The sequence below is a fragment of the Brucella intermedia LMG 3301 genome, from assembly GCF_000182645.1.
GTDB lineage: Bacteria > Pseudomonadota > Alphaproteobacteria > Rhizobiales > Rhizobiaceae > Brucella > Brucella intermedia.
The window spans coordinates 896896-917006 of the sequence record NZ_ACQA01000001.1 but is presented as its reverse complement, the minus strand read 5'-3'; the positions used below and the strand labels follow the sequence as shown (position 1 = coordinate 917006).

Below are 20111 nucleotides of genomic sequence, written 5' to 3'. Positions count from 1 at the left end.
TCCTCCCTCCGGGACGGCATCGGTCGATCACTCACGCATTTCGGGTACTCAGGGCTATTCCGATATAGGCAACGCCCGCGATCATCAGCGCAATTCCAGCGATTGATCCGGACGGCAGGTCACGCGTCAAAGGCCATTTCGCCACCAGTGCCGCACTGGCGGACCAGGCAATGAGGCCGGACAGGGTAAACCACCACCAGCCGCCTGCGGGCCTGATTTTCCAGGACAGCGCCAGTTGAAGGAAACCATGGACGAACACGACGATTGCAATCAGCAGGGTGATGGCGAGCGCGCCCTTGAGCGGGTTCAGATAGATCATGATCCCGCCTATAAGCTCCACCACGCCGGACAGTTCCTGCCAGACGAAACCTGCCCAGCTCTTGATCCAGAGCGACTGGATTATCTTGACGACGCCGATGGCCATCAGCACCAGCCCGAACATGGTGCTGGCTGCAAAGTCCGAGATTGCGGGCAAGAACAGGCAGAGTATTCCACCCGCAAAAAGCAGAATGCCGATACCGAGAAAACCTTTCCATTTTCTCTGTTCGACTGTCTTTCGTTCCATTAATTGCAGTTGCTGGATGTCCATTGCGGACCCCTCAATGTCAACAGGAGGACGTTACTGCGAATGTGAAAGTATGTGCATGTTTCGATATAATAGTATAGTCCGCTTGCAATAAAACCAGAGGGCGGATCACCAATCGCCGTCTTCCAGTTTCAGCCAGCTCGTTGAGGTAATGCCGGAACGCAGGCTCATCTGCGCTACCAGCGCTTCGACCAGCCGGTCATCTTCCTTGCCCGCGAACAGCGTCGCCTCTATTTCGGTCTCATTGCTTCCTTCGATGTGATGGCTCCGGATCGCGTGGAAGCGGAGTTTCTTCAGATCGAGCGTCTGGATCAGCAGCGCCCTCACCGGAATTTCGCTTTCCGAAGGACACCGGAATTTCACGAGATAAAACTGCTCGTTCTCGGGTTCGACGAAGGAATAGCGGTTCACGAGCACCGCGATCCTTGGCAGCGAAATGTTCAGGCAGACGATGAAAAAGGCCGTTTCGATGGCGAGCGGCCACATCCCGTAACCGGTCAGAACGCCAACCGCGCCAGTGCTCCAGACCGTGGCTGCGGTACTCAGCCCCTTGATGCTCGCGCCGTCCTTGATAATCAGCCCCGCGCCGAGAAAACCGATGCCTGTCACAACCTGCGACCCCATTCGGAGGTCGCTACCAAGGCCGAGCGAATAGGGCAGCGAAGCATAGGCCGCAGCGCCCAGCGCCACCAGGCCGTGCGTCACAAGGCCGGAATGGCGTTGTTTGATCTGGCGCTCCAGACCAATCACGCAGCCGAGCAGAAGCGCCAGCCCGAGATTGATCATGATAGACGGGATTGCGACGACTTCCGTCATGCAGGTCCTTTATGTCTCGGGCGATCAGGCAGGCAATTGCCCCATGAAGCAGAGATGTCCGCCCTTGCGCCAGACACCCGCATTACAGCTGATTGTGCGCAGGCAGGGCCGCTCAACTGAACAGGAGGCAGTATAGGCATTCTTTGTGCAGATTAGGAAGACTTGTCATCTGTGCGATATCATATTTTTATTATAGTGCTTGAATTATTTCATCTAAAGTAGTTTCATCGAAAAATTCCGGACGCATTCTTTCCAAAATCGACTGAGGGGTCAGATTGCATGGGTTTGCTTGGAATACTACTCGGACTAGCCCTGCTCATGTGGTTTGCCTATCGCGGCTGGAGCGTCATTCTGCTTTCGCCGGTGGCGGCGCTGCTTGTCGCGCTTCTCTCCGGCGAGCCCCTTCTGGCCAACTGGACATCGAATTTCATGGGCGGAACGGCAAGCTTCGTCAGCCGATGGTTTCCGCTTTTCCTGCTTGGCGGCATTTTCGGAAAGCTGATGGATGACAGCGGCTCCATTACATCCATTGCAAGATATCTGACGGAGAAACTGGGTGTGAAGCGCACGATGCTTTCCGTCGTGCTTGCATCGGCAGTCGTCACCTATGGCGGCGTCAGCGTGTTCGTCGCCTTCTTCGTTCTCGTGCCCATGGCGCGGGAAATGTTCAAGGCAGCCAACATACCGGCGCGCCTGATGCCTGCGGCCATCGGGCTTGGCGCCTTTACCTTCACCATGTCGGCAATGCCGGGCACGCCCTCCACGAACAACGCCATTCCGATGCCCTATTTCGAAACCACGACATTCGCGGCGCCGGGACTGGGCATCATAGCCTCCATCATTACGCTGGTCTTCGGCATGTGGTGGCTGCAGCGCGCGGAAGCCAAGGCGCGGGCTGCGGGCGAAAACTATGTCGATGACACGGGCGATGTCGAAATCACAGAGAAAGTCAGGGAACAATCGACCCTCTCGGGCGACTTCGACCCGGCCGAGTTCGAACACGGAGCGCGCGCGGGCCGCGCTGCCACCCTTCTTCTTTGCTCTCCTGCCCTTGCTCGTTGTCATCGTCGTGAATTTCCTGATGGCGCTGATTATCCTGCCCCGTGTCGATTTCTCGTTTCTCGAGCAGGAGCCATGGAATATCGACGTCGGTTCTTCGATCGGCTTGTGGGCTGTCCTTATTGCGCTGGCAGCGGCCATCGTGACGTTGTTGGTGGTCAATTTCAACCGGCTGCGGGCAATCCGGGAAAGCCTCGACGCCGGGGCCAACTCCTCGGTCCTGCCGATCCTCACCATAGCAAGCCTCGTCGGCTTTGGTGCGGTCGTGGCCGCCATGCCCGCCTTTACCGTGGTTCGGGATGCGGCGCTTGAGGTGCCGGGCGGTCCTCTCGTCTCATTGATTGTCGCCATGAATGCTCTCGCGGCTCTCACCGGGACCGCATCCGGCGGCATGGCCATAGCGCTCAACGCGCTGGGCGATGAATATATGCGACTTGCGATCCAGTATGGGATAAGCCCCGACCTCATGCACCGCCTCACCGTGCTCAGCGCTGGCACGCTGGACGCTCTGCCTCATAACGGTACGGTGCTTCTGCTCCTGCAGATCAGCAAGCAGACCCACGCATCAAGCTATTTCGACATGGTCATGACCGTGATTGTCGGTGTGATCATATCGCTCGCTGTCGTCTTCGTGCTCGGGTCTGTGTTTGGTTCCTTCTAAGCATAATCATTGTTGTTGAAAGGAAGCGAAAATGAAAAGGACATTTCTTCTTGCCGCCGCACTGTTTTCAGTGATGGCAAGCCCCGCATTCGCGCATCTCAACCCCGCCGAACACGGTTCGTTTGCGGCGGGCTTTACTCATCCCCTGTCCGGCGCCGATCACATACTTGCCATGGTCGCCGTCGGTCTTTGGGCCTCCATGCTTGGCGGGCGCGCGCTCATCGCCGTTCCGTTGAGTTTCGTGGGCGTCATGCTGCTGGGCTTCGTAGCCGCTCTCAGCGGCGTGCCGATCCCCTATGTGGAACCCGTCATCCTCGCATCCGTTATCGTGCTCGGCCTTCTCGTGGCCGTGGCATTCCGTGCATCGACCCCGGCTGCTGCACTTATCGTCGGGTTCTTCGCATTTTTCCATGGCTATGCGCATGGCGGAGAAATCGGCGGCGCTGCGTTTCTTTCCTATGGTGCCGGTTTTGCGCTTGCGACCGCATTGCTTCACGCGGCGGGCATTGGCGTAGGGCTTGCAGCCGGACGCGCGCTGCAGGGATCCGGCGGGCAGATGGCAATGCGAGTGGCTGGCGGCTTTGCGGCCCTCAGCGGACTTTACCTGATGGCAGGATGATGTGAGCGTCATCTTGCTGGATCATTCGAAGAGAAATACTGAACCTGAAATGCCAAACGATGGGCCGGTGCCGGAAATGCCCGTGCATTCTCCGGCGCTGCCCATGCTGCACCTCATGCGGCTGGTCAGTCCCAGCCAGCCCGTGGGTGCTTTTTCCTATTCACGCGGCCTCGAATGGGCCGTCCATTCGGGAACGGTCACGAATGAGGAAAGCTGTGCCGGATGGGTATTCGGCCTTCTGGAACATAGCTACGCCGCGCTTGACGGCGCTATTTTCTGGCGAATGGTTTCGGCGTTGATGCAGGACAATGAGGCCGAATTCCATCGTCTGAACGACTGGCTTGGAGCAAGCCGCGAAAGCAGTGAACTTGAACTGGAGGACCGCCGGATGGGCGAGTCCCTGCTCACATTGCTGTCGGAACTCGGTGTCGAGCGGGCCCGCAGCTTCGCTTCGGACCAGCGCGCGACCTATCCGGCGGCCTTTGCGATTGCAGCGTGTCACTGGAATATCGCGCCCGTCGATGCCCTGCGCGGCCTTATGTGGAGCGTGGTTGAAAGCCAGATCATGGCCGCAATCCGTCTCGTGCCGCTCGGTCATACGGCAGGCCAGAGGATACTTATCGCCGGCGCAGCGAAGATCGAGCGCGCCGTCGAAAAGGCCCGCACGCTGAATGACGATGAAATCGGCAACACGGCACCCGCGCTGGCCATGGCCAGCGCCTGGCACGAAACACAATACAGCCGCCTATTCCGGTCGTGACCGGAGCGTTTGCCTGTATCGTTTGAGATTTTCTTCCGCCGTGGTCGCATCCGCCGGAGCAACCGGCACCAGAGCCTTGAAAGCATACTGGCCGATCAGCATGATCCAGGTGACGATCACGAATGTCGAGGTCAGCACCGGCATTCCAATCGGTTTCAGGAATATCGCGACCGAGGCCCAGACCCAGGTGGACACGACGGCGCCGAAGACGGCGTAGAGGAAGCTGCTCCAGTTGAAAACAAGGAAGAAGCCGCCCAGCGCCATTGCCGTCAACGCCGCGTTATAGCCGAAAAGCCCGTCACGAATGGCCCCTTCCGGACCGCCGAAGGTGGCGGCGATCACCGCTCCTATTATCGCCCCCAGAAGGCCCATGAAGGCGCTTATCCGGGAGTGGATGGCGATGCCGACAAGCATGATGTAGCCGGTGATCCAGTTATCCTGAAAGAATATCTGCCCGATGGCCGTGCCGATCCCCATGTACCAGGTCGGAAGGTCATAGGGGATGGCGTAGGAAAACTGCTCCGGTGAAACCGGCTTCGCCATCGGCCCCGCATCTATGGCATCGAACTTGAGAATGGCGAACAGAAACAGCCAGCCGACCAGCACGAAGGGCATTGTCAGGGGCGCGACCTTGTGCGGTCCCAACAATGCGGCGATGCTGGTGAAGGCCATGGTGGTCAAGGCAGCGGCACAAATGACATAAATCGTCATGGCGGGCGACGGCACTGCGCCGCTGCGGAAATCCTCACTGGTGAAGGCGACCAGCGCAAGGGCGACCAGAACGCCGTTGAACCCGAACAGGCCGTCGCGGATGAGGCCCTTGTCAGCCTTGAGGATGATTGCCGTCAGCGTGCTGGACACAACCCCGAGCAGGCAGACAAGCGCGTAAATCCAGGAGTTCACCAGAATGGCGAACAGAATGACCAATCCGGATAGCGGGTTGTTCTGGAACACCACTTGCCCGATGCCGCGCAGCGTCCAGTCGATAAATCCCAGAGAAGGATGATCCCGCATTGCATTGAGCTGCATGGACGTATTCCCTTCTATATTGATCCAGAGCATTTCCCCGTTCAATCGAAGCGTCGGAAATGCTCCATCCGTTTGTTTCTACGCATGTCCTTACCCCGAGACCGGTTTCCACCTTCGGGAGACATGCTCTATTTCCTCCGCTACGGCATCGGCTCCCGAAATCGAAATCGATTTTCGGAAGCACGATGCGCAGCTTCGACAGGTAGAGCTTCCTTGCGTAGTCCCGAGGGACACGAGGGCGCTCTAGAACAGGAAATAGCGTTGTGCCATCGGCAGGACGTCAGCCGGTTCACACGTGATCAATTCACCGTCCACCCGCACCTGATAGTTCTGCGGATCGACCTCCAGTTTGGGCGTCAGCCCGTTGTGGATCATGTCTTTCTTGCGGATATTCCGGATACCCTTCACGGCAACGAGCTGCTTGTTGAGCTTCAGCTTTTCGCCGATGCCGTCATCCAGCGCCGATTTCGACACGAAAGTCACGCCGGTGGAACCGAGCGCGCGCCCCAGGACCCCATACATCGGCCGGTAATGGACCGGCTGCGGCGTTGAGATCGATGCATTGGGATCGCCCATCGGGGCCGTTGCAATCATGCCGCCGATCATGACGAGGCTTGGCTTCACGCCGAAGAATTCGGTTTTCCACAATACGAGATCGGCCCGCTTTCCAACTTCAATCGAGCCTATCTCATGCGCAAAACCGTGCGTGATCGCCGGGTTGATCGTATATTTGGCGACATAGCGCTTGGCGCGGAAATTATCATTCCGGCTGCTGTCTTCGCCGAGCGGGCCGCGCTGCACTTTCATCTTGTGGGCCGTCTGCCAGCAGCGCAGAGTGGTTTCCCCGATGCGGCCCATGGCCTGCGAATCCGACGACATCATCGAGAAGACCCCCAGATCATGGAGAATGTCTTCCGCCGCGATGGTTTCACGCCGGATACGGGATTCAGCGAAAGCCACGTCCTCGGGAATTTTCGGGCTGAGGTGGTGACAGACCATCAGCATGTCGAGATGTTCGTCGACTGTATTGATGGTGTAGGGACGCGTCGGATTTGTTGAAGACGGCAGGATGTTTTCTTCGCCCGCCGCCGTGATGATATCGGGCGCGTGACCGCCACCGGCGCCTTCCGTATGGAAACTATGGATGGTCCTGCCCTTCATCGCGGCAAAGGTATCCTTGACGAACCCGCTTTCGTTCAGCGTATCCGTATGGATGGCGACCTGGATATCCTCCTCGTCGGCCACGTTCAGGCAATTATCGATGGCGGCGGGCGTCGTTCCCCAGTCCTCGTGGAGCTTCAGGCCGACAGCTCCGGCCCTTATCTGCTCGCGGAGGGGTTCGGGCTTGCTGGCATTGCCTTTGCCCAGCAGTCCCACATTGATGGGGAGCGCCTCCACGGCTTCCAACATGCGGTGGATGGCCCATGGCCCCGGTGTAACCGTGGTTGCGAGCGTGCCGACCGTCGGCCCCGTTCCGCCGCCGACGAGCGTCGTGGTGCCGCTGGCCAGAGCTTCCTCGGCCTGCTGCGGCGCAATGAAGTGAATATGCGTGTCTATCCCGCCGGCGGTGAGGATCTTGCCCTCGCCCGCGATGACATCTGTGGCGGGACCGACGACTATATCGACGCCCGGCTGGATATCGGGATTTCCGGCCTTGCCGATCCCCGAAATACGGCCGTTCTTGATGCCGACATCGGCTTTGATGATGCCCCAATAGTCGAGGATGATGACATTGGTGATGACGAGATCGGCTGTTTCGGCAGCAGGTCTCTGTCCCTGCCCCATGCCATCGCGGATAACCTTGCCGCCGCCGAAGGTCACTTCCTCGCCATAGATGCAGCGGTCGTCCTCGATCTCGATGATAAGTTCCGTATCGGCCAGCCGCAGACGGTCGCCCTTTGTCGGGCCATAGAGTTCTGCATAGGCTTGTCTTGAGATGGTCCCCATCTCCCCCTCCTACAGCTTCCCGTTGATTTTTGCATTGAAGCCGTAGACCTCGCGGTCACCAGCCAGCGCGACCAGTTCGACTTCACGGTCCTGCCCGGGCTCGAACCGCACGGCGGTCCCAGCCGGAATATTGAGGCGGAAGCCCCTCGCCCGTTCCCGGTCGAAGTCAAGAGCCTCGTTCGTCTCGTAGAAATGATAATGCGACCCGACCTGTATCGGCCTGTCGCCAGTGTTCGCCACGGCGATGACGCGGGTTTCACGACCGTCATTGAGTTCGATCGTCCCGTCTTCGATGAAATATTCACCCGGTATCATGATCGTCTCCTCAAGCGCATCCCGATATTTTCAAGATGCGCGTTAAAGCAAAAGCCCAAACGTTCCCGGCAGTGCGGGAGATGTTCTACGGAATTGGATTGTGAACGGTCACAAGCTTGGTACCGTCCGGAAAGGTGGCTTCCACCTGAATGTCATGGATCATTTCGGGCACGCCCTCCATCACCTCATCGCGGGTGAGCAGGGTGGCTCCGTAGGACATGAGTTCCGCAACCGTCTTGCCGTCGCGGGCTCCCTCCAGAATTTCGGCGGAGATGAAAGCCACGACTTCGGGATAATTGAGTTTCAGCCCTCTGGCCCTTCGTCGTTCCGCAACCAGTGCTGCGGTGAAAATCAGAAGTTTGTCCTTTTCACGTGGCAATAGTTCCATTTGTAGGCCCTCTCAAAGTCATTATGTTGCCCATATGCGTGGTGCAGCCGCCGGTTTTCCCAATCCGGTTTCGCGGATGACTTCCCAGGCTTTGCGAAACAGTGCTTTGGCTTCCGACATGCGTCCACCGAGATAGCGACAGACGATCACCCGCTCGAGCTGCGATACCGAAAAGAGATTTTTTCCTGCATCGCCGAGTGCTTCGCGAATGCGCTGAAGTGTGTTTTCATGCGCGGGACCGGCATAAACCATCGTTGCGACGATGGGCCTGGCGCAGAATGCAAAGGCCGCATTCATTGCCTGGTCGGCACCTTGAAGGCGAAACTGCTCGAACCAAATCGGCCTTCCGTCCCGAAATACTTCGACCCTCTGGCGAAGCTCGCCCGCATCGAAATTCTCCCGACAGGCGGGCCGTCCGAGACTGACAATGTCCCACCCAAGATAAACTGCGTCTCCACTCAGGGAGACATGCGTGCTTATGGAAGCCTTCGCGCCATCAAAAACGATTGTTTCCTGCGGGAGATATTCGCATACGCCACCCTCGCCCACATTGATCCGCGTGGTCTGGATGCTGCGGCCCCGGTCGCTGCGATAGAACTTGGTAGCGCCCGGCGTCGTCAGGACGGCTTTGGAGCCCGGCCCCAGAAAACAGGAAATATCAAGGACATCCTCACCCGCAACACCACCGGGCGGATGAAGAAGATAGACATGTGCGCTTCCGTCTTTTTCGGGATAGAAGGGTTGCTGCACCGCGAGCGGCCCAACGTGACGGCGCCGCATCAGGCGCGTCACTTCATGACTATGCTCGAACCCCAGTTCAAGCTCGGCATGCCAACCCTTGCTCATGAATGCTTGCCACCTCTGCGTTCCCGTAGATTTCGATGCGTTATCGATGTCGAGCAATAAAACGAAGGCAGAATGCAATATTGAGGCAGGATAACCCCGCACATCACCATAGACAAGCTTAATTAGAGACTTGATTGATACGTCCGTCAACTTGATTCAATAGAACACCGTAAAATAACCCATAGTCGAGTTCATATGGATAAAGGGTCATGACGGATGCGAGCGTGTTCATTTTTTGAGCAATCCGCATTTTCGCTGGACAATAGAACGCTCTAACTATTTGTTTCCCCGCATTATCTTCTCTAGCGGGTAGCCAATCGGTCAATCACACGTGCAGGCAGGTGAAGAGCCAGCGAGGCCTGCTCGAAAGTACCCTGGCCCGCTGCGAGGAATGTATCGTCCATGCCTGCATATTCGTCCGTGATAAGCCTGCGCAGCAGATGGCCCGAGCCCAGAAACTTGATCAGCGTATTTGAACTTGCAAACAGGCTGTGGCCGCCGCTGTCGACTTCGGAAATATCAAGAACCTGAATATTCTTGTTCTGCAGGAAAGCGATGTCGAATCCACTGCCGACCCGCGGCGCTCCACCGGCCAACCTGCGGGAGAGGTCCAGCGCCCGGTCGCGCCGGGATACGATGATCGTAAAGGGCTGGGGCAGATAATCGATATCGTCAATCTGGCTGCGGAAAAGATCGGGATCGAGATCGGGGGCAGCAAGAAGCACCCCCTTGATGCGTTTCAGCACGTCGCGGCGCTTGTCGCCAGATAGCGTTCGCAAGGCTTCCATGACGGCCACCGCGCCCATGGAATGGCCGACGATGACGATGCCGTTGGCTTTGGTCTGCGCCGCCAGCGCTAACGTTTCCGCCAATCCCCTGCGCGCAATGATGGCGCTGTCCCGGTCATACAGGTATCGCGTAAACGACGCGGCGGATGCCCACGAAAAATGAACCGGCACCGATGTGACGCCATAGTCGTGAACAATCTGCGCATTGCGAAACAGTCCTTCGGCAAAGTTGTTGTTATAGCCGTGGACGAAAATGAATATTTCGCGTTGCGCGGCGGGGCGGTTCGCCAGACGCCGGTTCAGCTCGGCGACCATTGCGCGCCGGTCCGGCAACGGCACATAGTTTGACGCCATGAAATGTCGGCGGGGATCGGGGTTCACCGATGATGTTTCAACATTTCCCGGACGGTGCATTTCAGGAATATGGACGTCTATGGTCGAGAGTTTCAGCGTTTGGGATCTGTCGCGGGAATAGGCAATAGCTGGATCGTCTATACGCTCCCGAACCGTCGCAACAGCGAAGGGAACCACCGCGCCGGAATGGGTCTCGCCCGCCACATCCCTTCCCAGCCCGGTGACAGCCCTGTTACCGGCGCATCCCGCGGTGGCAAGCAAAACAAGTGCGAGGATGAAAACCTGCTTCAATTCACGCCCTCGCTCGATAGAACCGAATGCGCTCACATGGGTTCGCCCTTCCGCTCTACCTGATTGTCTTTTCGCATTTCTTCCGCGTCGGGCGTTTCCACCTGACTGCAAAATGCTGTCAAGACGGGTCTCGGCAGCGCCATGTTACGAGGTTGCCGGCAACGCTCCTTCCAGCGCTTCCTTCAGGCGTTTTTCCTGCTCAACAGACAAGGATGTTTTCAACACCCTGCCCCGCAGGTCAGGGAAATCCGCCATGACCCTGTCCCACTGAATCTTGCGCAGGAGGACAAACAGGGCCGACGAGTTTTCCGGAATTGTCTCACCAAGCGACACGATGAACTTGTCATCGATCCCGTAGTCGGCGAGCGAACCCGACAAGGCTCCTGCCCCGGCTCCCACCGCCCCGCCAAGAGCCATGCCGGCAAGCGGGTTGAGGAATATAAGCCCGACCAGTCCGCCCCATATCGCACCGGAAAGCAATCCCGACCCTGCGCCCATGGCGAGCATATTGTACTTCTGTTTGAGATGAACCTTGCCTTGTTCGTCACGAACGACGATCACAGCGTCTTCGAGATCGACGAGATATTCCTTTTGAAGCTGGTTGAGCTTCAAAAGCACGGCGTCCGCCTCTCCGACGGTATCAAACCCAATAACGACCAGTTCCGACACAGCAGTGTTCCTTTCTTGATAACCAAAAATGATGACGCCGCAAGGATCAGCGACGCCATCTCACAGGGCGAACATTGGTTATTCTGCCGTCTCTGGCCCGAACCGTGACGTCGTAGGTTCTGCGCTGCCTGTCACCCCGGTAAAGAAAGTGGCTGCCGCGGCAATCCAGGGCGCGAACATTGCGGAAGCCGCGCATCCTGAGGAGTCTGACGCCATCGGAGCAACGTATTCTGTGACCGTTGTTGATCCGCACGCCTACGGTAGCCGAGCGGCTCTGGCTGAATGCGGGAACAGTCTCGGCAACGGTTGCGACGGAAAAGAAGGCGGTGAATGCAAGAATAGCGGTTAATGAATGCAGTTTCATGTTTCCCTCCAAGTAACAAAGAACCACAAACTCACAAGCCAAACCGCTTCGCCAATGTCTGTCTGGCGGTCCATGCGGACACCACAAGATCAGGCGACACGGTTCGGGAAAAAATGCCATTCAAACAGTCTTTTGGAGCGCCTTTTGATGCAATCGGATCAAGAGGCGCTCCATAACGGATGCACGGTGCCGGAGCGACCGCGCAGCATCCTTGTCCCCTCAAGGGCGGATCCGGAAATCAGTGTTTCATAGCGTTCTGGAGTATTTCCGGTTCCCGCTTTCGGGAGATATGCTCTAGCGGCAGCGTGCTTCAAAAACGCGGCCGTGGCGATCGCGATAACGGCAGTACTGCACACCGTTGCGGGTCTGGGCGACGCCCACCAGCGTGCCTGCTGCTGCACCGATAGCTGCGCCGGTCAGCGCGCCGCGTGTATCGCCACCGATGGCCGCTCCGGCAAGACCGCCAATAGCGGCGCCGCCGAGACCATAGCCGGCTGTTCTTCGTTCATCTGTCGTGCACCCGCTGGCGGTGGCTCCTATTACGGCCATCGTCACGACGCTGTACAGGATCATTCTCATCGAAATATCCTTCCCATTTGGATGATGCGCTTTACCGCAGAATACATAGGCCGCATCTTGAAAGGTCAAGATATGGGACGGGTGCCGGATAGCAATTTCTATCCCACAACTTTCAAAGCTGCTCGCGAGAAAAGCCGAATATTTCCGCAAACCAGCTCGTGGCGGAGTATTGCGCGCAGAAAGTCAGGGCAACGATAGTGATCGGTACGCCGATGAACGCTCCGAAGACGCCCCACAGGGAACCCCATGCGAAAACGGAAAAGAGCGTTGCGAAGGGGGACAGGGAAATCGTCTTTCCCGTCAGCCGGGGCTCGATCACGCTTCCAATGACGGACTGCACGATGTTCAGACCGATAAAGACCATGAGCGCCATCTGCCAGTTGGCAAAATGCGTGAACGCAAAGGCGGTAATCAAGAGGGTGGCGACCAGCGGCCCGAGAAACGGGATGAAATTGAGAATGAACGCTACAAATCCCCACGTTTCGGCAAATGGCAGACCGACCAGCCAGGTCAGGAGCCAGACGAAGGAACCCGTCGCAATGCTCATCAGCGCCCTGAGCACCATGTAGAACCGGATTTTGGCTGCTGCCGACCGGCTGGCGCGCAGAAACGCGGTCGCAGCCGCCTGATCTTTCAACTGCCTGATCCGCGCCCCGAACTCCTCGGTTTCCGCCAGCCCCAACAGTACATAGACCAGCGCCACGATCCAGAAGCTGAACGTATTGTTGAGGCGGCTTCCTATCGTCTGGAGCGTTCGCAAAGTCCAGCTGACGCTGAAATTCTCCGACAACAGGACCGATGCGGCAATCCCATGCCCGTCGAGCCAGGTTCTGAGCTGTTCATAGAGCAACTGGTATCGCACTGCGTCGATCACTATCCGGCGTCCCACCTGCCCGACTGTCCAGGCGATCAGCCATCCAAAACCGAGCAGAAGACAGACGACCAGAAGAAAAGTGATCGCCAATGCAACATAGCGCGGCATGATCAACGAAAGTGCCCGCTGGATCGGCCAGACGAGCATGATGATGAACAGCGCGAAAACGACCGGCGCAAAGACCGCGCTGCCATAATGGAGCATTGCAATCAGCACGCATCCCGCGATCAGGATCAGGGCTGCATTGCCAGCTTTCAGCATAGGACCTCCCTGACCCGAGGACGAAACGAGCTTATGATTTCAGGGTATTCTTGTGAATCTGCCCATCCTTCATGATGATCGCCAGCGTTTCTTCCGGCTTTTCCAGCACATGAATGTCGTCGAGCGGATTCTCGTTCAGCACCAGAAGATCGGCAAAAGCACCGTGCTCTATAAGACCGAGCTTGCCGGGATAGGGATTGCGCAGATTGGAAAGCGCGAGAAGTTCGGCATTGACCGATGTGGCCGCACGAAGCACCTCTGCATTCGAGTACCAACGGCTCAAGTGAGTCAGCATGAAATTCTGGCGCGGGGTCAATTCGGGGGAAAACAGAACGTCGGAACCCCAGGCGGTCTTGATCCCGTATTTACGGATAAATTCATAAATTCGCGGCGTACCTGCGAAAAGCTGCTGAATTCGTTCGGCACCGGGGCCTGTCTGCGATGCAGCATCGTCCATCGTCAGGAAAGGCTGGGTGCTCAACCAGACATTTTTTTCCGCAATCATCCGCGCGGTTTCCTCGTCCATCAGATGCGCGTGTTCAACACAGGAAACACCCGCACGTATGGATCGCTGGACTGTATTCGGCGCATAGGCATGAACCGTGACATAGGTGTTCCAGTCCCTTGCCACATCGACCGCAGCGCGTATCTCGTCTTCGCTGAATGTGGACATATCCAGCGGACTGCGCGGCGAGGACACGCCGCCGCCAGCAACGATCTTGATCTGCGATGCGCCCTGCAACAATTGTTCGCGCACACGAAGTTTCAAGCTGCCTGCATCATCGACTATGGCCGAAGCGCCCATCAACTCGCTGGTGCTGAGCTTGCCGCCATCACGCGGTATTTCCGTGGGCAACCGGAGATCGCCGTGGCCACCGGTCGTCGTTATCATCGCGCCTGCCGGAAAGATACGCGGCCCGCTGATAATGCCGGTATCGATCGCGCGCTTGAACGAGAAAGTCGGCCCGCCCATATCGCGCACCGTCGTGAAGCCGCGCAGAAGCGTTCTTTCCGCCTCCGCCGTCGATGCGGCGAAAATAATACCAAGATCACCTTCCAGCAGAACCGGAAGCGGCACCGCCGCATATATGGCATGCCAGTGCGCATCGATCAGCCCCGGCATCAGCACACGGTCGCCGCAATCGATGACCGTCGCTCCATCGGGCGGAGCGCTGTTCGACATATCGACAGCCGCAATGCGATTGCCTTCGACCAGAACCTGTACCCCAGACTTCAGCGTATCCGCCTTGCCGTCGAAAAGCCTTGCCCGCGTCAGCAAAACCTTCGCTGATTGCGCGACGGAGCGATCCGCAACCATCGTTGCGCCGACTGCCGCTGCCACGCCCGTCAGGAAATGCCTTCGGGACAGCCGATCCAGCCGCCGGGAAACCTGCTGCAATATCGGGTTGGAGCAACCGCAGCCGTTGCCGTGAACAAAATGCTGATACTTCCCACCCATTCTAAACATGGCAGCTCCTGCATGAGGCACCGTTGAAGGCAGCTATTTGATGACCTTGAAATAATATACGTCGATGAACCTGCCCCTGACGTCGTTTTCGACGCGGCCCCGGATTTCGATTACATTCCTTGTGCTTATTTCTCGTCCGCGCCAGACTTCCCGCTCAATCCGGACCCTCGTTCTTCCGGTGCGGTCCTGAAAAACATACTCGGCTCTTCGGACATTGCTTTTGATCGACCCCGTAAGCTCGACACGGGTGCCGACCGGCGTCCGGGTAATGACGTCTGCCGTTACTGTATTTCGCGGCCTGAAAGAGTCCAGGAACTGGGCATTTGAAACATCAATGGAGCCAAGGGAAACAAGCCCCAACATCAACGCGAATTGAATCATACGCTGCTTTATCGAGGTCATGAATATTCCCTCCTTATAGCAATGATTGAATTTCTTCTTCCGCAACCAAGAAACTCTGATGAAAATTAGCTTTATCGCAGAAATAAACAAGTCTCTTATTTAAAATATCAAGTACCGTTCGCCTTGAGAAAAACCCTGCCAATATCGATAAAAGCGGCAAATTACGGAACTTTCATACTTCTGCCGGGTTCATTGCATGAAGGAGCCCGCCATGGAACAGGTGCACTGGGATGACGCCGTCATCATCGAAATTGCCGACGGCATCACGCAGTCAGTACGAACGGTAGCGGATGCGGAGAACATATTGTTATCCCAATGGAACCGGTTTGAACTGAACAGCCTCGGGGCCGCTATCAAAGCCTGCCTTCTGTGCTCGCACGACATTACCAGTACAGAAGATGCAAGGCTCGCTTTCCAACGGGCAGCTTCAACGTCCGGCATTCTGGTTTGACGCCAGCCCGACGCGGCAGGCCGAGCGCGTCATGGATGTGCCTTCTCAAGGGAAAGCAGCCACTTCAAGGTGCGTCGTTCCGCACTGTTCAGTTCGGGAGCCATCAGCCGGATGGCCGAAGCCGCCTCTACCTCTGATGCCAACCCACCGGCCAGCCAGTGTTCGGGAACGGCGGGATGGATATAGGACTGCCTGCACACCGCCCTCGTATTGCCGAGCCGTTGCGCAACCTTGTCGATTTCACCGTTCAGCGTCCGCTTTTTTCCACTCTCACTGTCAGGCAGCTCAATGCAGCAAAGCGCCTCCAGCGCTGCTGCCGTTGCAGCCCATGTCCGGAAATGCTTGGACGTAAAGTCAGCCTGCATGATCGTTCGCAGGTAGTCGTTGATATCCTGCGAAGTAACCGCACAGCGGTTTCCTGCATCATCGACATATTGAAACAGCTGCTGTCCCGGCAGTTCCTGTATGGAGCGAACAATACGGGCGATCCGCTTGTCGGAAAGTTTCAGGCTCCACATTTTGCCCGACTTCCCGGTGAAGACCAGCCGCAGGCCCGTGCCATCATCGCGCAGATGCCGGTTGCGCAGCGTGGTTGCGCCGAAACTGTTGTTGCTGCGCGCATAGTCGGGATTTCCGACACGCAGCAGCAGCCGGTCCATCAGCCAGATGACGGTGGCGACAACTTTTTCACGACAGAGCGAGCGCCGTCGCATATCGGCATCGACAGCCTTGCGCAGCCGGCTGAGGGCGCGAGCGAAATCCGGCAGGCTCGAGAATTTCGTTTCGTCCTGCATCGCCATCCATGACGGATGATAACGATACTGCTTTCTTCCGCGCGCATCGCGGCCCGTGGCCTGAATATGTCCACGTTCATCGCAGCATATCCAGACATCGGTCCATGCCGGCGGAATGGCAAGCCGGACGATCCTGTCCCGATCCGCATCGGTGATCGTCTTTCTGTCAAAGCGGACGTATCGAAACCCCGTCCCGCAACGCAGGCGTTTGATACCCGGCGCGGCGTCGCTGATATGAAGCAACCCGTTCCGAGCGACCTCCGTTTCAACTCGCGGCATGGTGGGAGATTTTTCAAGCAATGGGAAACCCCGATCTTATTCTTCCAGCCGGATAACCACGATGAGCCTCGACTGGTTCCCGGCTTGTACAAATCCGGTCCGGAACCATCTGGCCGCCAGCCGGTTATCCTGTTCTCCGGAGGATCAGATCGTGCCCCACAGTTTCTGGAAAGGTTATCTCAAACTTTCGCTCGTCACCTGTGCGGTGGAACTGACGCCTGCGACCAGCGAAAGCGAGAAAGTGCGCTTTCACACCCTCAATGCCGAGACCGGGAACCGGGTGATAAGCCGATATGTGGATTCGGTCACGCACAAGCCCGTGCGCGACGACGACGAGGTCAGGGGGTTCGAGAAGGAGGATGGCAGCTATATCGTCCTTGAGGAGGATGAGCTTGAGGCCGTGGCGCTAGAGAGCACCAGAACGATCGACATCGACAAGTTCGTGCCGCGCGACAGCATCGGCTGGATCTGGTACGACAAGCCGCATTATCTCGCTCCTTCCGACAAGGTGGGCCAGGAAGCCTTTTCGGTCATTCGGGAGGCGATGGAAAAAAGCTCGGTCTCCGGTCTCGCCCGCCTCGTCATGTACCGGCGTGAGAGAGCCGTGCTGCTCGAACCGCGGGGTCCGGGAATTGTCCTGTGGACATTGCGTTTCGGCGATGAAGTGCGCAATGCCGACGACTATTTTTCAGCGATTGAGGAAGGCAAACTGGACACGAAGCTGCTTTCGATGGTCCGCAAGCTCATCAAGGACAAGACGGAAGACTGGAACCCGGACTTCCTTCAGGACCCTGTACAGAAAAACCTTCAGTCCATGATCACTGCCAAAAAGAAGAAGAAACCGGCAACAAGTCCGAAATCCCGGAAGACGGAACCGGCAAGCGGGGGGAATGTGATCAATATCATGGACGCGTTGCGCAAGAGTCTCGCCAAGGAAGGCAAGAAATCGTAGGCAAAAAATCCTAAGGCCGCCGCGTTTCATCCCTTAGACGTCACCCGCCTTGCTTCTTCATTTTCGGCAGCGGCGTTTCCGCGCTGCGAAAATCCTGCCAGGGATCGCTTTTCAGCGCAGCCAGCCGGGTCGGCGTGTTGAGAATGGTAAAATGCGCAGGGCCAATTGCCGGAGTGACTTCCTCCCAGGCGAGCGGCATGGAAACTCCGGCACCGGGACGTGCGCGGGGAGAATAAGGGGCTACGGCCGTCATGCCGCGCTGATTGCGCAGATAATCGATAAGAATCTTGCCTTTGCGCTTGGCCTTGGAAATCGTGGATACATAACGATCCGAGCTGTCCGCAGCCATCTGGTCGGCGATAGCCTTGGTAAAGCTTTTCAGCGTGTCCCAGTCAGCTTTCGGCTTCAGCGGCACCACCACATGCAGGCCCTTCCCGCCGGACGTTTTGACAAAGGTCGTCAATCCCAGTTTTTCCAGACGTTCCCTGGTCTCGGTAGCAGCTTCAATCACGCGCGGCCAGGATACCCCTTCGCCCGGATCGAGATCCATCGTCAGCGTATCGGGCAGCTCCCAGTTCTTGAGCGTTGATCCCCAAGGGTGAATTTCCAGTGTCCCGGCTTGTACCAGACCGATCAGCCCATTGAAGTCCCGGATGCTGATATAGGGTTCCTCGTCCTTGTCCTTCGGGTCCTGAACTTCGACAATATGCTCGTTCAGCCCTTTCCATGCATGTTTCTGAAAGAAGAATTCTCCCTCGATACCGGTCGGGCAGCGCAGCAACGCCAAAGGGCGATTGACGATGAAAGGTTCGATGCGAGGCCAGACCTCGGCATAATAATCGGCGAGCCCCTGCTTGGTGACACCTTCGCCCGGCCAGTAGACCCGGTCGGGATGAGTAAGCTTCACATCGATCTTCTGGGTATCCTTGTCGGAAACACGAGCTGGCACGTTTTGCTCCTCCCATCTGACATCGCTGGCGGCCTTATCCTCACGCAGCCCCCTGAAGGAAGCGTGGCGCAATCGCTTGTCGGCGGTCCAGGCGCGAAACTCGATCTCGGCCACCAGCTGCGGCTTGACGAACTTCGCGCCGCGCCTTTCATCTGCTGTCAACGGCACTGCGAAAGGGCTTTCGTCCAACCGCATGGCGTACAGTCGTTTGTAGAGTTCCTTGGCGACCTTGACCGAAAAGCCCGTTCCAACCCGCCCTACCGGAACCAGCCCCTTTTTATCCTGTACGCCCAGGAGCAGCGAGCCAATCGCCCCTCTTGTTGCCGTTGAAGGAACATAGCCCGCAATTACAAATTCCTGCCGTCCAATGCATTTGGACTTGCGCCAGTCGTTGCTGCGTCCGCTTTTGTAGGCTGCATTCTTGAGCTTCGACACAATCCCCTCGAGACCAAGTCCGCACGCATTCTCCCATACCGCCGCACCATCGGCATCGAAAGCCTCGCTGAAACGCAGAGTGGACGACGCTTTGGAAAGCAGTTTTTCGAGCAGCTTTTTGCGCTCAACCAGCGGTGTCTGGCGAAGGTCATTGCCGTCCACATGAAGAAGATCAAAGAGATAGTAGGTGAAACGATCTGACCGCCCCTCGCTCAAATCTTCCTGCAGGGCAGAAAAATCGGACAGTCCCGACTGATTTTCGACAACTATCTCGCCATCGAAAATGGCTTCGTCCACGCCTGTTCCTACAAGATCGGCGACGATCTGCTGACCGAATTTTTCGGTCCAATCCAGCCCGCTGCGCGAATAAAGCTTGACCTCGCCCTGCGCAACATGGGCCTGGATACGATAGCCATCGAACTTTATCTCGTGGAGCCAGCGGTCTCCTTCAGGTGCAGCCGGTACGAGCGTAGCGAGTTCCGGCTCGATAAAATCCGGCATCGCTCGCTTCTGGCTGTTCGTGGGACGTGAGGCTGCAGGTTTCTTTGCGGGGGCTGGCTTCTTCTTCTTGATGCGACCGGTTTTCGATGACCACCCCGGCTCTTCGTCCTCAACATCGGCGATCACGCGACCGGTCTTCACCGATTCAGGCTTTTCCTCGAGAATGTCAGGTTCATCGGGTTCGCGGGCGAAATCATCCTCTCCCTTGATGAGAAGCCAATTCTCCCGCTTCTCGCCCGGCTTTCCGTGCATACGGACCAGATGCCATCGCCCTTTGAGTTTTTCTCCGGTGAGTTCAAACTCCAGATGCCCTTTCTTGTATTGCTTATGTGCATCGCCGGTGGATTTCCAACGCCCCGTATCCCAGACGATTACCGTGCCGCCGCCATATTCGCCCTTGGGTATCGTGCCTTCGAAGCCCGCATATTCGAGAGGATGATCCTCGACATGCACCGCAAGGCGCTTTTCGCCGGGAACGAGGCTTGGGCCCCGCGTCACGGCCCAGCTTTTCAGGACGCCGTCCATTTCGAGGCGAAAGTCATAATGCAGCCTGCGCGCATCATGTTTCTGCACGACGAAAAGATCACCTTTCGCCCGTGCAGACTTGCCCCTCGGCTCGCTGGTCAGGGTGAAATCGCGTTTCTTGCGGTAGGTTTCGAGTGGCTGTCCCATGA

The 20111-nt window shown here is 57.3% G+C and carries 19 protein-coding genes and 1 pseudogene; 5 read left to right on the top strand and 15 right to left on the bottom strand.

Annotated features, from left to right (window positions below):
* Nucleotides 1-31 precede the first annotated feature (31 nt).
* Both OINT_RS04355 and OINT_RS04350 read right to left on the bottom strand, forming a co-directional pair.
* Complete coding sequence (locus OINT_RS04355) at nt 32-565, bottom strand: HdeD family acid-resistance protein (protein WP_022568324.1); 534 nt, start codon at nt 563-565, stop codon at nt 32-34.
* A 129-nt stretch (nt 566-694) separates the two neighbouring features.
* Nucleotides 695-1402 carry an MgtC/SapB family protein gene (locus tag OINT_RS04350; protein ID WP_006466554.1) on the bottom strand — a complete coding sequence of 236 codons (708 nt, stop codon included), beginning with the start codon at nt 1400-1402 and terminating at the stop codon, nt 695-697.
* Between the two features lie 279 nt (nt 1403-1681).
* Here OINT_RS04350 and OINT_RS04345 point away from each other — a divergent pair.
* The 3 genes and pseudogenes from OINT_RS04345 (at nt 1682) to OINT_RS04335 (ending at nt 4501) form a co-directional block, all read left to right on the top strand.
* Nucleotides 1682-3122: pseudogene (locus OINT_RS04345) on the top strand (GntP family permease).
* A gap of 31 nt (nt 3123-3153) precedes the next feature.
* The gene (locus OINT_RS04340) at nt 3154-3741 is read left to right on the top strand and encodes a HupE/UreJ family protein (protein ID WP_006466553.1); all 588 of its coding nucleotides are present in this window, start codon (nt 3154-3156) and stop codon (nt 3739-3741) included.
* Nucleotides 3742-3790: 49 nt separating this feature from the next.
* Nucleotides 3791-4501 carry an urease accessory protein UreF gene (locus OINT_RS04335; RefSeq protein WP_152848841.1) on the top strand — a complete coding sequence of 237 codons (711 nt, stop codon included), beginning with the start codon at nt 3791-3793 and terminating at the stop codon, nt 4499-4501.
* Here OINT_RS04335 and OINT_RS04330 read toward each other — a convergent pair.
* The 11 genes from OINT_RS04330 to OINT_RS04275 all read right to left on the bottom strand — a co-directional run bounded on the left by OINT_RS04330 (nt 4487) and on the right by OINT_RS04275 (nt 15076).
* Nucleotides 4487-5530, bottom strand: coding sequence for an urea transporter (locus OINT_RS04330; protein ID WP_006472833.1), 1044 nt, complete (start codon nt 5528-5530; stop codon nt 4487-4489). The two genes, OINT_RS04335 and OINT_RS04330, sit on opposite strands and share 15 nt — an antisense overlap.
* 243 nt (nt 5531-5773) lie before the next feature.
* Nucleotides 5774-7477 (bottom strand): urease subunit alpha, encoded by a 1704-nt coding sequence (ureC, locus tag OINT_RS04325; protein WP_006466550.1) that lies wholly within the window; start codon nt 7475-7477, stop codon nt 5774-5776.
* Nucleotides 7478-7486: 9 nt separating this feature from the next.
* Nucleotides 7487-7792, bottom strand: coding sequence for an urease subunit beta (locus OINT_RS04320; RefSeq protein WP_006466549.1), 306 nt, complete (start codon nt 7790-7792; stop codon nt 7487-7489).
* An 85-nt stretch (nt 7793-7877) separates the two neighbouring features.
* On the bottom strand, nt 7878-8180 hold the full coding sequence (gene ureA, locus OINT_RS04315) for an urease subunit gamma (protein WP_006466548.1): 303 nt from the start codon (nt 8178-8180) through the stop codon (nt 7878-7880).
* 21 nt (nt 8181-8201) lie between these two features.
* Nucleotides 8202-9026, bottom strand: coding sequence for an urease accessory protein UreD (locus OINT_RS04310; RefSeq protein ID WP_006472832.1), 825 nt, complete (start codon nt 9024-9026; stop codon nt 8202-8204).
* 302 nt (nt 9027-9328) lie between these two features.
* Nucleotides 9329-10495 (bottom strand): alpha/beta hydrolase, encoded by a 1167-nt coding sequence (locus OINT_RS04305; protein WP_006472831.1) that lies wholly within the window; start codon nt 10493-10495, stop codon nt 9329-9331.
* Nucleotides 10496-10603: 108 nt separating this feature from the next.
* Nucleotides 10604-11128 (bottom strand): DUF1269 domain-containing protein, encoded by a 525-nt coding sequence (locus tag OINT_RS04300; RefSeq protein ID WP_006466545.1) that lies wholly within the window; start codon nt 11126-11128, stop codon nt 10604-10606.
* Nucleotides 11129-11786: 658 nt separating this feature from the next.
* On the bottom strand, nt 11787-12071 hold the full coding sequence (locus OINT_RS04290; protein ID WP_006472829.1) for a glycine zipper 2TM domain-containing protein: 285 nt from the start codon (nt 12069-12071) through the stop codon (nt 11787-11789).
* Between the two features lie 112 nt (nt 12072-12183).
* Complete coding sequence (locus OINT_RS04285; protein WP_006466543.1) at nt 12184-13206, bottom strand: AI-2E family transporter; 1023 nt, start codon at nt 13204-13206, stop codon at nt 12184-12186.
* Nucleotides 13207-13237: 31 nt separating this feature from the next.
* On the bottom strand, nt 13238-14674 hold the full coding sequence (locus OINT_RS04280) for a metal-dependent hydrolase family protein (protein WP_025091391.1): 1437 nt from the start codon (nt 14672-14674) through the stop codon (nt 13238-13240).
* A 33-nt stretch (nt 14675-14707) separates the two neighbouring features.
* Complete coding sequence (locus OINT_RS04275) at nt 14708-15076, bottom strand: NirD/YgiW/YdeI family stress tolerance protein (RefSeq protein WP_006472827.1); 369 nt, start codon at nt 15074-15076, stop codon at nt 14708-14710.
* A gap of 211 nt (nt 15077-15287) precedes the next feature.
* On the opposite strand from OINT_RS04275, the gene OINT_RS04270 reads away from it, so the two are divergent.
* On the top strand, nt 15288-15527 hold the full coding sequence (locus tag OINT_RS04270; protein WP_006472826.1) for a DUF982 domain-containing protein: 240 nt from the start codon (nt 15288-15290) through the stop codon (nt 15525-15527).
* Nucleotides 15528-15556: 29 nt separating this feature from the next.
* On the opposite strand, the gene OINT_RS04265 is transcribed toward OINT_RS04270, so the two are convergent.
* A complete protein-coding gene (locus tag OINT_RS04265) occupies nt 15557-16564 on the bottom strand; it encodes a DNA topoisomerase IB (RefSeq protein WP_235691657.1) in 1008 nt (335 codons plus the stop codon).
* A 187-nt stretch (nt 16565-16751) separates the two neighbouring features.
* Between OINT_RS04265 and ku the strand changes: the two genes are divergently transcribed.
* Nucleotides 16752-17552: a non-homologous end joining protein Ku gene (gene ku / locus OINT_RS04260; RefSeq protein WP_006472824.1), complete on the top strand. Its 801-nt coding sequence runs from the start codon at nt 16752-16754 to the stop codon at nt 17550-17552.
* A gap of 40 nt (nt 17553-17592) precedes the next feature.
* Here the strand turns inward: ku and ligD are convergent, their stop codons facing one another.
* Nucleotides 17593-20109, bottom strand: coding sequence for a DNA ligase D (gene ligD / locus OINT_RS04255; protein ID WP_039852521.1), 2517 nt, complete (start codon nt 20107-20109; stop codon nt 17593-17595).
* Nucleotides 20110-20111: the final 2 nt, after the last annotated feature.

Bases quoted from the DNA above. Each gene is read 5' to 3' on its own strand.
- OINT_RS04355 (WP_022568324.1), bottom strand. From the start codon at position 565: ATGGAACGAAAGACAGTCGAACAGAGAAAATGGAAAGGTTTTCTCGGT.
- OINT_RS04350 (WP_006466554.1), bottom strand. From the start codon at position 1,402: ATGACGGAAGTCGTCGCAATCCCGTCTATCATGATCAATCTCGGGCTG.
- OINT_RS04340 (WP_006466553.1), top strand. From the start codon at position 3,154: ATGAAAAGGACATTTCTTCTTGCCGCCGCACTGTTTTCAGTGATGGCA.
- OINT_RS04335 (WP_152848841.1), top strand. From the start codon at position 3,791: ATGCCAAACGATGGGCCGGTGCCGGAAATGCCCGTGCATTCTCCGGCG.
- OINT_RS04330 (WP_006472833.1), bottom strand. From the start codon at position 5,530: ATGCAGCTCAATGCAATGCGGGATCATCCTTCTCTGGGATTTATCGAC.
- ureC (WP_006466550.1), bottom strand. From the start codon at position 7,477: ATGGGGACCATCTCAAGACAAGCCTATGCAGAACTCTATGGCCCGACA.
- OINT_RS04320 (WP_006466549.1), bottom strand. From the start codon at position 7,792: ATGATACCGGGTGAATATTTCATCGAAGACGGGACGATCGAACTCAAT.
- ureA (WP_006466548.1), bottom strand. From the start codon at position 8,180: ATGGAACTATTGCCACGTGAAAAGGACAAACTTCTGATTTTCACCGCA.
- OINT_RS04310 (WP_006472832.1), bottom strand. From the start codon at position 9,026: ATGAGCAAGGGTTGGCATGCCGAGCTTGAACTGGGGTTCGAGCATAGT.
- OINT_RS04290 (WP_006472829.1), bottom strand. From the start codon at position 12,071: ATGAGAATGATCCTGTACAGCGTCGTGACGATGGCCGTAATAGGAGCC.
- OINT_RS04285 (WP_006466543.1), bottom strand. From the start codon at position 13,206: ATGCTGAAAGCTGGCAATGCAGCCCTGATCCTGATCGCGGGATGCGTG.
- OINT_RS04280 (WP_025091391.1), bottom strand. From the start codon at position 14,674: ATGTTTAGAATGGGTGGGAAGTATCAGCATTTTGTTCACGGCAACGGC.
- OINT_RS04275 (WP_006472827.1), bottom strand. From the start codon at position 15,076: ATGACCTCGATAAAGCAGCGTATGATTCAATTCGCGTTGATGTTGGGG.
- OINT_RS04270 (WP_006472826.1), top strand. From the start codon at position 15,288: ATGGAACAGGTGCACTGGGATGACGCCGTCATCATCGAAATTGCCGAC.
- ligD (WP_039852521.1), bottom strand. From the start codon at position 20,109: ATGGGACAGCCACTCGAAACCTACCGCAAGAAACGCGATTTCACCCTG.